This window comes from Micromonospora sp. WMMD737, from assembly GCF_049179055.1.
In the GTDB taxonomy this organism is placed as follows: domain Bacteria; phylum Actinomycetota; class Actinomycetes; order Mycobacteriales; family Micromonosporaceae; genus Micromonospora; species Micromonospora reichwaldensis.
The window spans coordinates 4,565,932-4,577,913 of the sequence record NZ_JBMHMH010000001.1 but is presented as its reverse complement, the minus strand read 5'-3'; the positions used below and the strand labels follow the sequence as shown (position 1 = coordinate 4,577,913).

The following is an 11,982-nucleotide window of genomic DNA, read 5'->3' as shown; positions in this document are numbered from 1 at the left end:
GGTCGGCCGTGGTGGGCGAGGTCTGGTACGTCGCGTACGGGTCGAACATGCACGCCGCGCGGCTCGGCTTCTATCTGGCGGGAGGCTGCCCGCCCGGCGGGCGGCGGACGTATCCGGGCTGCCGGGACCGGCGACCCCCCAGGCGTACGGTGCCGGTGTCGCTGCCCGGCGGCGTCTACTTCGCCGGCGAGTCGCGGGCGTGGACCGGCGGGATGGCGTTCTACGACCCGGCGCTCCCCGGCGAGGCGGCGGCCCGGGCCTACCTGCTCGACGTCGGGCAGTTCGCCGACGTGGCCGCCCAGGAGATGTACCGGGAACCCGGCGCCGACGCCGGCCTGATCGCCGAGGCCGTCGCCACCGGGAGGGCCACCCTCGGCCCCGGTCGGTACGAGACCCTGCTCTGCCCCGGCCGGCTCGACGGGCTCCCGCTGCTGACCTTCACCGCCCCGTGGGCGGCGTCCGAGGTGCCGTGGCGGGCCCCGGCCCCGGCCTACCTCGACATGATCGCCCGTGGCCTGCGCGAGTCGCACGGCTGGGACGCCGACCGGATCGCCCGCTACCTGCTGGCCCGGCCCGGGGTCGCCGGGACATGGGACGCCGCGGCCGTCGCGGCGCTGCTCGCCGGAACGGACCGGCCCGAGGCGCAGGGCTGACCACGGACCGGCCCGAGTGGCCGGGCTGACCACGGACCGGCGCGAGGTGCCGGGCTGACCGCCGCACCGGACGGCCTCCGACGCCGAACGCCGGGCGGGGGCGGGACGCGCGGTGGTCGTCGTACCGCCGCCCGGTGACCCCGGCGGTCGGTCGGACGAGCGGCGCACGTCCCGCCGGCCGGCATCGGATCAACCGGGCGGGCGCAATCACCGTGGCGGTCGTTCAACTGTCCACAATCACCTCCGGAGATCGATAACCTCGGCCGGCCGTGCGCGGGCACGGCTCATCCGCCGGCTCCACGACCGGCCGTCTGTGTGGGGGAATCGCATGAGGAGAAGGCTGATCGGTCTCGCGGTGGCGCTCGCCGTCACGGTGGGCGTGTCGCTGACCACCGCCGGCCCGGCCCAGGCCGCCACCCCGGCCGTCCAGATCACCAAGGCCTACTACAACTCGCCGGGCGCCGACAACCGCTCGAACTCCAGCCTGAACGCCGAGTACGTCCGGCTGACCAACCGGCGCTCGACCACCGTCAACCTGAAGTACTGGACGCTGCGCGACCAGTCCAACCACGTCTACAAGTTCTCCGGCGACTTCCGGCTGGCCCCGGGCGCCAGCGTCTTCGTGCACACCGGGAAGGGCACCAACAGCTCGACCCACCGCTACTGGGGCTCGGGCGCCTACATCTGGAACAACACCGGGGACAAGGCGTCCCTGCGCAACTCGTCCGGCACCCTGATCGACTCCTGCTCGTGGGGGAGCAAGGGCAGCTACACGTACTGCTGAGGCGGGCGGCCGGCCCCGGGCACCCGGGGCCGGCGGCACCCCTCCGCCGGCCGGCGCCCACGCTGCCGGGCATGTCGGAAACGACCGTCCGGATGGTCGCCGGCCGCGAGTTTGCGCAGGTCTGCGCCCCCCCGTCCCGGTCGACCGGAGCGGGCGACGATGAGAGGCTGTCCGCGACGCGGCGGCGCTCGGCCACCGTCGCCACCGCGACCGAACCTGTCGACGGCGCGGCCCGCCCCCGGGGTGGACCGTCACCCGGGTGCCCGCGCCGGCTTCCCACGAGGAGTTCCATGTCCATCCCCGGGATGCGCCGGGCCGCCATCGGCCTGACCGCGCTCGCCGTGACCGCCTTCGGCGCGGTCACGACCACCCCCGACCAGGCGGACGCCGGCCCGAAGCCGGTCGCCGTCAAGCTGCTCGCCCTCAACGACTTCCACGGCAACCTCGAACCGCCGTCCGGCACCACCAACGGCACCATCGCCGGGCAGCCCGCCGGCGGGGCGGAATACCTCGCCACCCAGCTCGCCGAGCTGCGCAAGCACGCCAAGAAGCAGAACACGATCACCGTGGCGGCCGGCGACCTGATCGGCGCCTCCCCGCTGCTCTCCGCCGCGTTCCACGACGAGCCGACGATCGAGGCGCTCTCGCTGGCCGGGCTCGACTACGCCAGCGTCGGCAACCACGAGTTCGACGAGGGCGCCGACGAGCTGCTGCGCATCCAGAACGGCGGCTGCCACCCGGTCGACGGCTGCGTCGACGGCACCCCGTACGAGGGCGCCGGTTTCCAGTACCTCTCCGCGAACGCGTTCAAGACCGCGACCGGACAGCCGCTGCTGGCCCCGTACGCCATCCACAAGGTGCAGGGCGTCAAGGTCGGCTTCATCGGCATGACGCTGGAGGGCACCCCGCGGATCGTCAGCCAGCAGGGCGTCGCCGGCCTGACCTTCGCCGACGAGGCGCAGACCGCCAACCGGTACGCCCGCGAGCTGCGCCGCCAGGGCGTCGAGACCATCGTCGTACTGCTGCACGAGGGTGGCACCCAGGACGCGACCGGCGGCATCAACGACTGCAAGGGCATCTCCGGCCCCATCGTGGACATCGCCAACCGGATGGACCCGTCCATCGACGTGGTCGTCAGCGGCCACACCCACCAGGCGTACAACTGCGACATCGCCGGCAAGCTGGTCACCAGCGCCAGCTCCTTCGGTCGCCTGGTCACCGACATCGACCTCTCCATCGACCGGCGCACCGGCGACGTGATCAGCGCCAAGGCCGAGAACGTGGTGGTCACCCGGGACGTCGCCCCGGACCGGGCGCAGACCGACCTGATCAACCGCTACAAGACCGTGCTCGGCCCGGTGGCCGGCCGCGAGGTCGGCCGGACCACCACGGAGATCAAGAAGACCCAGGAGACCCTCTTCGGTACGACCCTGGGCGAGTCCCCGCTGGGCAACGTGATCGCCGACGCGCAGCTCGCCGCCACCGACGACGAGCAGGGCGCCGTCGCGGCCTTCATGAACCCCGGTGGCGTACGCGCCGACCTCGACGCCGGCCCGGTCACCTACGAGGAGGCGTTCACGGTGCAGCCGTTCGGCAACAACCTCGTGACGCTCGACCTCACCGGCGCGCAGCTCTACTGCATGCTGGAGCAGCAGTTCGTCACCGGCCGGACGCTCTACCCGTCGTCGACCGTCCGCTACGTCGTCGACCCGGCCGGCACCACCGGCACCGTCGCCGATGCCTGCTCCGGCACCCGGGTCGTCCGGGGCAGCCTGACCCTCGGCGGGGTGGCGGTCACCGCCGACGCCACGTACCGCGTGACGGTGAACAACTTCCTCTCCGGCGGCGGCGACGGCTTCACCGTCCTCACCGGCGGCACCAACGCGGTCACCGGCATGATCGACCTGGACGCGTTCGTGGCCTACCTGACCGCCGAGTCCCCGGTCTCGGCGCCGGCCCTGGACCGCATCCGCACCACCGCGGAGGTTCCGGCCGCCTGACGGCGGACGCACGGGCGACGGGCCTCGGAGCGGATGCTCCGGGGCCCGTCGTCGTCCGGTGGCCGGGCCGGGTTCTCCGTCCGGCGGTCAGGCCTGCACGGGGGCCGGTTCGGTGGCCGGTGGGGCGGCCGGCGCGCGGCCGTCCTGGGCCGGCGTGAGCAGCCGGCGCAGGGAGAGCGCGATGAGCGAGGCCACCAGGCAGCCGCTGACGACCACCCCGACCCAGATCCGGCCGTCGGCCGCACCGAGCAGCGGACCCGCCGTGACGGGGCCGATCACGCCGCTGATGCCGAAGATCATCGAGCTCATGGCGTTGTACCGGCCGCGCAGCGCGTCCGTGGCGAGCGCGTTCGTCAGCGCCGGCATCACCGGCGACAGCAGCGTCTCGCCGAAGCCGAAGATCGCCGAGCAGGCCACGACGCAGAGGGCGGCGATCAGCGCGTTGCTCGGTCCGACCACGCCCCCGGCCCCCAGGACCAGCCAGGCGATCGCGAAGACCGCGCCCACGACCGCCAGCCCGCCCGTGCGGCTGCGCCCCTCCATCCGCCGCAGGACCAGCAGCTGGGAGAGCACGATCATCACCGTGTTGCCGGCCAGCGCCCAGGCGACCACGCGCGGCGTCACCTCGGCCACCCGCACGGCGTAGGCGGTGAAGCCGACCTCGATCTGCGCGTAGCCGCAGGTGGTCAGGACGAGGCCGAAGATGACGAGCCGCCGGAACGGACGGTCGCGCAGCACGGTGAGGTAGCCCCCGGCCGACGTCCGCTCCCCGGCCGGTCCGGCGGCGAGCCGGTGGCCCACGTGCGGCAGGGTCAGCAGGATCAGCGCGGGCATCAGGTAGCTGATCGCGTCGAGCACGTAGATCGCCTGGAAGGTGACCTCGCGGGCGGTGTCGACGATCGCGCCGGAGGTCAGGCCGCCGACGCCGATGCCGAGGTTGAGCAGGGCGAAGTTCAGCCCGAAGACCCGCTGCCGCTCGTCGGCGTCGGTGAGCGAGGCGAGGATCGTGTTCTGCCCGGGCCAGATGACCGAGCTGCCCATCGCCACCAGCGTCATCACCCCGAACGCCGAGGCGCTCGAGTCGACCAGCGCCAGCGACCCGGTGCCGACCGCCTCGATCACCAGGCCCGACAGCAGGATCCGGCGGGCACCGAACCGGTCGATGAGCGCGCCGCCGATCGGCGAGAGCGCCAGGGTGATCACGCCGTACCAGCCGATCACCAGGCCGGCGCGGGTGTCGGTGAGACCCCGGACGTCGGTCAGGTAGATGAACAGGAACGGCAGGGTGAGGCCGCGCCCGATCGCCGACAACAGCGTGCCGATGAGCATCCGCCGGGCTTCGGAACGGCGGGGCAGGGCGCGACTGAGCATCCCCCGATTCTGTGTGCTGGGTGTGACACAGCGCGAGAGCTTTTCGCGCCGAGTTTCCCCTTCGCCGTGTGCGCGGGGTCACACCGCAGGCGCGGCGGCGGGGCGTCGTACCTCTCTGCGATCCTGGTCGGGATGACCACAGCCTGGCGACACCTGCCCGCACCGGCCCGCGAGATCGCCGCCGCCACCACCGACGCGGTCGCCGCCGCCCGCGAGCGCGCCCCCGAGGCGTACGACGTCGCGGTGGCCCGGCTCGCGGCGGCCGACCGGTCGGGCCTGGTGCTCGGCGCGGTGGTCCGGCTGCTGCTGGAGGAGACCCACCCCGACGGCCTCGACGGCGACGACGTCCGTCAGGTGCTCGAAGGCTGCGTCCGCGACGCCGCGCAGTGGCGGCCCGACGTCGACCCGCACGTGGTCCTCGTCCTGTTGGCGGGCGCCCTCGGCGTCTACGACCCCGACGGCGGCGAGTCGCCCCCGGACCCGCCCGCCGTGGCGCGGCACGCGCCGCTGCTCGTCGCCGACCTGCTCGCCGTCACCGGCCGGCCCGTCGAGGGCTATCTGACGGCCGCGTTCGCCGAGATCGCCCGCACCGAACAGCAGGACTGACCGCCGCCGTACGTGACGGAGGGCCCGGCAGGTGCCAGGCCCTCCGTCACCCACGAGCAGGGCTCAGGAGTTGGCCGCCACCTCGAACGAGTACCAGTTGCCGTACTCGCTCCAGGTGCCGTCGGGCTTGACGGCGTACACGGTCAACAGCACCCAACCGCTCGTCGTCGGCGTCCAGGTGACCGTCGCGCGACCATCGGCGTCAGCCGCGATCTCGGTCAGCTCCTCGCCGTCGACGAAGGAGTACCGGTAGGCCACGGTGTCCGTCCAGCCCGGCGGCGGGGAGAAGGTGAAGGTGCCCGCGACTCCCACCCCGCCGACCGGCGAACCGTCCGGCGGCTGGACGTAGACGTCCGACTTGACGCCCGGGCCGGGGTAGAAGTAAGTCGACCAACTGGCCTCGGTGGAGACGAAGCCGTTGTCGCTGATGCTGCGTACCCGCACCGAGTGCCCATGCGGGTTGCCGGCGATGAAGCTGAAGTGCGCGGTGCCGTCCTCGGCGGCCTGCCTCGTCTCGCGATCGCCGTTGTCCAGGACGATCTCGTATTCGCGGACGCCGGTGACGCCGGCCGCCGGGGCGAACTTCAGCACCACCTCCTGCCCCCACTGCGGGTCTCCGTTCTCGACCCGGACATCCGGCGCGGACCAGGGAATGAACGTCCTGTAGACGGTCTCGGCCGAGATGTTGCCGGCGAGGTCGAGCGAACGCACGGTCAACTGCTGCGGCCCGGACCCGGTCGGGTTCAGGGTCACGGTCGCCGAGCCGCCCGGGACGTCTGCCCTGACCGTGTTCGGCAGGCTGAACGGATCGCGGCAGACCAACTGGCCCAGGTCGCCCGAGGCCGCGCACGTGTTCACCCCGAGGCCGTTCCACGAGTACTGGAAGCCCGCCACGTCCTTGTTGCCGCCGCCGGAGAAGGTGAAGACGCCCGGCACACCCGCCGGGGCCTGCCCGCCGGTGCCGTCGGCCGGGTAGTTCGCGGAGGCGACCGTCGGTGCCGTGGGGCTGGTGCCGTCGTACGTGAAGAAGCACTTCTTCGACCAGGCGGAGAAGTCCGCCCCGTCACCCACCCGGGCCTGCCAGGCGTACGACTTGCCGTCGACGAGCGTGCCCGCCGGCAGGTTGGCCGTGTGCACCCGACCCGAGACGGCGTGCTGGCTGGTGAAGACCTGTCGGGCCGCCGCATCGCCCGTCGGCCAGATCGCGAACTCGCTGGTCAGGCGGTACTCGTCATCCGGGTCCGCGTCGGTGCCGAGGGCCTGGAGCACGTTGGCGAAGCCGGCCAGCCGTGGGTACGGACGGAACTGGGTGCACGGGAACCCGCCGTTGTAGAGGTGGGCGTTGTCGCCCTTCGGCACCGAGTTGTACTGCGTGGTCAGGCCGACGCTGCGGTACCAGTTGAGCCGACGACCGTAGGCCGGGTCGCTCTCGTTGGCTTCCGGGACGCGGATCTCGAACGTGATCCGGCGCTGCTTGCGCGCCACGGCGTCCTGCACGGCGGCACCGACGTCGAACGACAGGGTCGCCTTCGGGCACCATTCCGGGGTGAGGACCTCGTCCAGCTTGGTCAGCGGCTCAGGAGCGCTGTTCCAGGTGGGCGTGGTGCTCACCGGCTTGGTGCGCCAGATCTCGATCGCCCGTTTTCCGCAGTCGGCGGCGCTGTACTCCTCGATGAAGACCGTTCCGCCGTAGATCTTCCGGCCCTCGTAGGCGGACAGGTCGAACGTGGCGTAGACCCGGGAGGTGTGGCTGACACCCGCGTCGTCCACGGACGTGCCGAGTGGCATGTGTGTCTCGTCGTTCCACCCGTACGCCTTGCGCGGCGTGGCGGAGTCGGTCCAGCCGATCTGGATCGACGGAGTGCTTTCGTGGTGCGGCGCCGCGACGGCGGGACTGCCGGTCGCGACGAGGGCGAGCCCGCTGACGCCCAGCGTCAGCGCGAGCGCGCCGATGAGGCCACGACGTGGCCAGGTAACTATCACAGTGGATGGCCCTCCCCGAATCCAGCCGGGGTCGTCCGGCCGGAAAGCTGCGGACATCAAATCGTGCAGGCTCGATAGACGACAACAGCCTTTCGGGCGCTGCTGCACGTCCCAGACGTCTTGGTCATGGTCGATCCGGTGGGGTCAGGGCCGATCCGGTTGCCGCTGACCGCAGCCGCAGGGCAGGCGCCGTCCGCAGCATCATCGGGTGCCGGTCTAGCGGTGGTGCGCGGTCGACGCATGCTGCCCTAGGAACTCCCGAAAGAGCCGGCAGAGGTTCGAGACAGCGCGCTTGTGGTCGTCGTCGCTGACAAGGTCATCCTCGATGGCACCCATGCCGAAGGTCTCGGCGAGCGCCAAAGACGAGAAGACTAGAGGACTGCCGGGATGACGGGCAGACATCCACTCCTGGAACGCCGCCAACTCACCCTGACCACGCGCGAGGGCGAACCCCGTCAGCATCGAGAAGGCTCGCTCGTACGTCGGCCGCCCGACGTACATGCCCAGCCGGTGCTCCATATGCCACAGGAACTCTTCCCAACTCACAGCCGTATCGTCCCCGACGCCGGCTGCTCCGGTGTGAACGCGGGTGGAGAGTGCCGACGGCTGCGACTGCTGCCAGTAATGCGAGTTGTTCGAGCTCCACCCACGTCCGGTGGTATTGGTTGCCGTCTCGTTCGCTGCCTGTCTGCGCCTCCGTGCCTCCCCTTACCCGCACGCGCGTACAGGTCGCTACGCTTCTGCGGTGACGGATGGTGCCGGTGTCGCATTGGGTATCGAGGCTGCTCGGCGGTTAGCACAACTGGGCCTGGTGGACATCCAGCCAGGGCTTACCGACGCCGAGTTCGTCAGCATCGAGCGACGGTTCGGGTTCGAGTTCGCCGACGACCACCGTGCCTTCCTCGCGGCCGGGCTGCCAGTCTGGACACCTGGCCACGATGACCACCCCGACACGGCAAGCCGGGGCTGGCCAAACTGGCGTCAACTTGACTCCACACTGCAAGATGAAGTGACCCCCTGAAGCCGGACACCTCCTGACTTGGCATTCTGCCGAGGAGGAGGAAACGCTGTGGCTCGACAGAGCAAGTACCCCGAGGAGTTCCGGCGCCAGGCCGCGGCATTGGTGCTCGACTCCGGTCGCCCGATCCGTGACGTCGGTCGGGAGTTGGGCGTCAACCACGAGACGCTGCGCAACTGGGTCGACCGGCTGCGGCAGGAGCGCGACGGCGGCCGGCCCAGCGACCTGGCCGCTGACGAGCGGGCCGAGCTGATCCGGTTGCGGCGCCAGGTCGCCCAGCTGGAACTGGAGAAGGAGATCCTGAAAAAAGCCGCGGTCTTCTTCGCACGCGAGACGGAGCGGTGAACCGTGCCGACGTGTACCGGTTCATCGACGCGGAGAAGACCACCTACCCGGTCCGTCTGCTCTGCCGGCTCCTCGGCGTCGGCCACAGCGCCTTCTACCAGTGGTTACGCGCCGGCCGGCAACGCGCCACCGACAGAGAACGCCACGACCACGCCCGGGTCGAGCTGACCCGGCAGGCCTGGTCGGAGCACCGCGGCGTCTACGGCGCCCGCCGGCTGACCGCAGAGCTGCACGAGCGCGGCCACCGCTGGAACCGCAAAGCGGTAGCGAGGCTGATGCGCCTGGCCGGCATCGAGGGCGCCCACCGGCGCCGACGCGGCAAGCCCCGCCGCAAAGCCGCCTCGACCGCGACCGCCCCGGACCTGGTCCAGCGGCAGTTCAGCACGACCGCACCGAACCGGCTCTGGGTCGCCGACATCTCTTACCTGCGCACCTGGGAAGGCTTCCTCTACCTCGCGGTCGTGGTCGACGCCTACTCCCGCCGCGTCGTCGGGTGGGCAATGGCCGATCACCTGCGCACCGAGCTGATCCTCGACGCCGTCGGCATGGCCATCCAGCACCGCCGACCCGCCCGCGAGCAGCTGGTTCACCACTCCGACCGCGGAGCCCAGTACACCTCGTTCGAGTTCGGCCGCATCCTGCGCTCCTGCGGCGTCCTGGCCTCAATGGGTTCGGTCGCCGACTGCTACGACAACGCCATGGCCGAGTCGTTCTTCGCCACCCTCAAGACCGAGTTGGTCTATACCCGGGCCTGGCCATCGCGGCATGAACTGGAGATGGAGGTGTTCTCCTACATCGAGGGCTTCTACAACCCTCGCCGTCGGCACAGCCGTCTGGGTAACGTCAGCCCCGACACCTACGAGAAGCTCCACCAAGAGTCCCTGACAGACATCGAGGTGTCCGGCCGATAGGGGTCACTTCAAGAGCAGGTTGACTGGCCGCTCACGACCGCGCTCGACGACATCGAGCAGGGCGAGTGGCCACCCGGGTGGGGCAATCGTCCTCACGACCTCGTCCGGCGCATTGCCAAGGCGAAGCGCCTTCTCGCCGACGTTCCCCAGATGGTGCCTGTGTACGGCCACCGCTACCTGCCGGCCGGCTGCGGCTCCTTCGGGCATCCCGTGCTGTCCATCCACCGGCTGACCGACACCATCGTGTATGGCCACGACCTCGCTCACTACATCGATCAGGAGTTCCGAGAGCCCAGGGTGACCGTGGCCCTCTGGCGTGACTACGTGTGAGAGGTGAAGGCCGGGGTCACGTCCGCGCTGGTGGTGTAAGAGACGCCTGACAGAATCCGCCCGTGGCTGTAACGCAGCAACTGGCACGACTGTCCGCCGACCGGCTTGCCGCGTGCCGCAGGTCGGTTGAGGAGTTGGACAGGCTCTGCTCGTTTGAGCTGCTTCCGTCGTCCGACCACCTGGACCTCGACTGGTCTCCGGGTCCCATCCTACGAGCTTGCGAACTCGGCCAGGTCACCCCTGCAAGCCTTACCGCCCTGCGACGTGCGCTCGCCGGCGACGGGGAGATCAATCCGGCTTACCGCACGGAGCACCCGGTCACGGCACTCGAACCTGACGCCGTTGCTGACGTCACAGGGTTGCTCGGCTACGCAAACCCGGAGGCTGCACTGGCCGCCGTACCGCTGGATGCTGCGGCCGCATTGGCGGCCCTCGGTATGCCCGCGTTCGACGGGCATCCGCAGGCGTACCTGCAACATAATCTCGCTGCGCTCCGCGACTTCTACGTGCACGCCGCCCGGCGCCGGCTCGCGGTTGCGCTCTGGTGGGACTGATCATCACAAGATCGTCGACCTGGACGTGCACCCGCGCGTCATCATGCAGGTGCTCCGGCACGCGGAGGTGTCGGTGACGATGGAGATCTATTCGCAGGCGTCCTCGGACGCCACCCGCGACGCCCTCAAGCGTCTGGAGGAGAGCCTGCGGTAACCGCCGCTGCTGTACTCGACTGCTGTACGAATGCGTCAGGGGCCACTCTCATCGATGGAGAGTGGCCCCTGACCTCGGTCGGGGTGGCCGGATTCGAACCGACGACCTCTTCGTCCCGAACGAAGCGCGCTACCAAGCTGCGCCACACCCCGAGGCGTGCCGACAAATAGTAGCCCACCCCGCCCGGGGGTCAAACTCGGTACCCCCGTCGGTCCGGCTGCCCGGCCGGTCGCATGGACGGGGCAGCTCGACAGGCTCCACCCACCCACCCACTCACCCACCGGCCTGCCACCAGCCGACGACGCCCGGCCAGCCCGCGCCGCCGGCCAGCCCGCGGCGCAGGTCCGGTGCTGGCGGCGCGGGCGGTGTGGGTCAGCGGGGGATCAGGGTGAGCACGCTCGCCTCCGGCGGGCAGGCGAAGCGGACCGGCGCGGTCGGGTGGGTGCCGAGGCCGGCGGAGACGTGCAGCCACGAGTCGGAGCCGGGCCAGCGGTGCAGGCCGCGTGCCATGGAGCGGGGCAGGCCGCAGTTGGTCACCAGCGCACCCACCCCCGGTACGCAGACCTGGCCGCCGTGGGTGTGGCCGGCGAGCATCAGCCCGAAGCCGTCGGCGGCCATCCGGTCGAGGACGGCCGGCTCGGGGGAGTGGGTGAGCGCGATCGACAGGTCGGCGGTGGGCGACACCGGCCCGGCGACCGAGTCGTAGTCGTCCCGTTCGACGTGCGGGTCGTCCACGCCGAGCAGCTCGACGACCCGGCCGCCGGCTTTGACGGTGGTGCGGGCGTTGTTCAGGTCCGCCCAGCCGGCGCCGACGAAGACGTCCCGCAGCTCCTCGTGCGGCAGTTCGACGCCCTCGGTGTACTCCCGGTCGGGCAGGAAGTAGGTGAACGGGTTCTTCCAGACCGGCCCGGTGTAGTCGTTGGAGCCGAAGACGAAGGCCCCCGGGAGGTCGAGCAGCGGCTGGAGGGCGTGCAGCACGCCGGGCACGGCGCCCGGGTGCGCCATGTTGTCCCCGGTCACCACGACCAGGTCGGGGTCGAGGGCGGCCAGCGACGCCACCCAGCGCTGCTTACGACCCTGGTCGGGCATCATGTGCAGGTCCGACAGGTGCAGGACCCGCAGGGGCTCCGCGTCGGCCGGCAGGACCGGCACGTCGTACCGCCGCAGGGTGAACATGTTGCGCTCGACGAGTGACGCGTACGCCAGGGTCGCCGCGCCGAGCGCGGCGGTCCCGGTCGCGAGCCGGAATAGTGTGCGCTTTCGCATGCCATTC

General features: G+C 71.0%; 13 protein-coding genes, 1 tRNA gene and 1 pseudogene. 10 read left to right on the top strand and 5 right to left on the bottom strand.

Annotated elements, in window-relative coordinates; genetic code table 11:
- Positions 1 to 8: 8 nt before the first annotated feature.
- The 3 genes from ACN27A_RS20040 to ACN27A_RS20030 all read left to right on the top strand — a co-directional run bounded on the left by ACN27A_RS20040 (position 9) and on the right by ACN27A_RS20030 (position 3,437).
- Positions 9 to 653 (top strand): histone deacetylase, encoded by a 645-nt coding sequence (locus ACN27A_RS20040; RefSeq protein ID WP_421455672.1) that lies wholly within the window; start codon positions 9 to 11, stop codon positions 651 to 653.
- A 328-nt stretch (positions 654 to 981) separates the two neighbouring features.
- The gene (locus ACN27A_RS20035; RefSeq protein WP_151453575.1) at positions 982 to 1,437 is read left to right on the top strand and encodes a lamin tail domain-containing protein; all 456 of its coding nucleotides are present in this window, start codon (positions 982 to 984) and stop codon (positions 1,435 to 1,437) included.
- Positions 1,438 to 1,727: 290 nt separating this feature from the next.
- Positions 1,728 to 3,437: a bifunctional metallophosphatase/5'-nucleotidase gene (locus ACN27A_RS20030; protein WP_421455670.1), complete on the top strand. Its 1,710-nt coding sequence runs from the start codon at positions 1,728 to 1,730 to the stop codon at positions 3,435 to 3,437.
- Between the two features lie 87 nt (positions 3,438 to 3,524).
- Here the strand turns inward: ACN27A_RS20030 and ACN27A_RS20025 are convergent, their stop codons facing one another.
- Entirely contained in the window at positions 3,525 to 4,808 is a 1,284-nt protein-coding gene (locus ACN27A_RS20025) for an MFS transporter (protein ID WP_421455667.1), read from the bottom strand.
- Between the two features lie 132 nt (positions 4,809 to 4,940).
- Here ACN27A_RS20025 and ACN27A_RS20020 point away from each other — a divergent pair, with 132 nt between their 5' ends.
- Positions 4,941 to 5,414, top strand: a complete 474-nt coding sequence (locus ACN27A_RS20020) for a hypothetical protein (protein ID WP_421455665.1) — start codon at positions 4,941 to 4,943, stop codon at positions 5,412 to 5,414.
- Between the two features lie 63 nt (positions 5,415 to 5,477).
- Here ACN27A_RS20020 and ACN27A_RS20015 read toward each other — a convergent pair whose 3' ends face one another.
- Both ACN27A_RS20015 and ACN27A_RS20010 read right to left on the bottom strand, forming a co-directional pair.
- Positions 5,478 to 7,397 carry a hypothetical protein gene (locus ACN27A_RS20015; RefSeq protein ID WP_421455662.1) on the bottom strand — a complete coding sequence of 640 codons (1,920 nt, stop codon included), beginning with the start codon at positions 7,395 to 7,397 and terminating at the stop codon, positions 5,478 to 5,480.
- Between the two features lie 216 nt (positions 7,398 to 7,613).
- Positions 7,614 to 7,943: a hypothetical protein gene (locus tag ACN27A_RS20010; protein ID WP_421455659.1), complete on the bottom strand. Its 330-nt coding sequence runs from the start codon at positions 7,941 to 7,943 to the stop codon at positions 7,614 to 7,616.
- A gap of 199 nt (positions 7,944 to 8,142) precedes the next feature.
- Between ACN27A_RS20010 and ACN27A_RS20005 the strand changes: the two genes are divergently transcribed.
- The 6 genes and pseudogenes from ACN27A_RS20005 to ACN27A_RS19980 all read left to right on the top strand — a co-directional run.
- Positions 8,143 to 8,418 (top strand): hypothetical protein, encoded by a 276-nt coding sequence (locus tag ACN27A_RS20005; protein ID WP_421455658.1) that lies wholly within the window; start codon positions 8,143 to 8,145, stop codon positions 8,416 to 8,418.
- A 48-nt stretch (positions 8,419 to 8,466) separates the two neighbouring features.
- Entirely contained in the window at positions 8,467 to 8,760 is a 294-nt protein-coding gene (locus ACN27A_RS20000) for a transposase (RefSeq protein WP_013289208.1), read from the top strand.
- 11 nt (positions 8,761 to 8,771) lie between these two features.
- Positions 8,772 to 9,671 (top strand): IS3 family transposase, encoded by a 900-nt coding sequence (locus tag ACN27A_RS19995; protein ID WP_421448771.1) that lies wholly within the window; start codon positions 8,772 to 8,774, stop codon positions 9,669 to 9,671.
- A 150-nt stretch (positions 9,672 to 9,821) separates the two neighbouring features.
- Positions 9,822 to 10,001: a hypothetical protein gene (locus tag ACN27A_RS19990; RefSeq protein ID WP_421455656.1), complete on the top strand. Its 180-nt coding sequence runs from the start codon at positions 9,822 to 9,824 to the stop codon at positions 9,999 to 10,001.
- A gap of 62 nt (positions 10,002 to 10,063) precedes the next feature.
- Positions 10,064 to 10,555, top strand: coding sequence for a hypothetical protein (locus tag ACN27A_RS19985; protein WP_421455654.1), 492 nt, complete (start codon positions 10,064 to 10,066; stop codon positions 10,553 to 10,555).
- 10 nt (positions 10,556 to 10,565) lie between these two features.
- Positions 10,566 to 10,709: pseudogene (locus ACN27A_RS19980) on the top strand (site-specific integrase); the annotation flags it as partial.
- Between the two features lie 78 nt (positions 10,710 to 10,787).
- Here ACN27A_RS19980 and ACN27A_RS19975 read toward each other — a convergent pair.
- Both ACN27A_RS19975 and ACN27A_RS19970 read right to left on the bottom strand, forming a co-directional pair.
- Positions 10,788 to 10,861: transfer RNA gene (locus ACN27A_RS19975), tRNA-Pro, on the bottom strand.
- A 220-nt stretch (positions 10,862 to 11,081) separates the two neighbouring features.
- On the bottom strand, positions 11,082 to 11,975 hold the full coding sequence (locus tag ACN27A_RS19970) for a metallophosphoesterase (RefSeq protein WP_151453585.1): 894 nt from the start codon (positions 11,973 to 11,975) through the stop codon (positions 11,082 to 11,084).
- Positions 11,976 to 11,982: the final 7 nt, after the last annotated feature.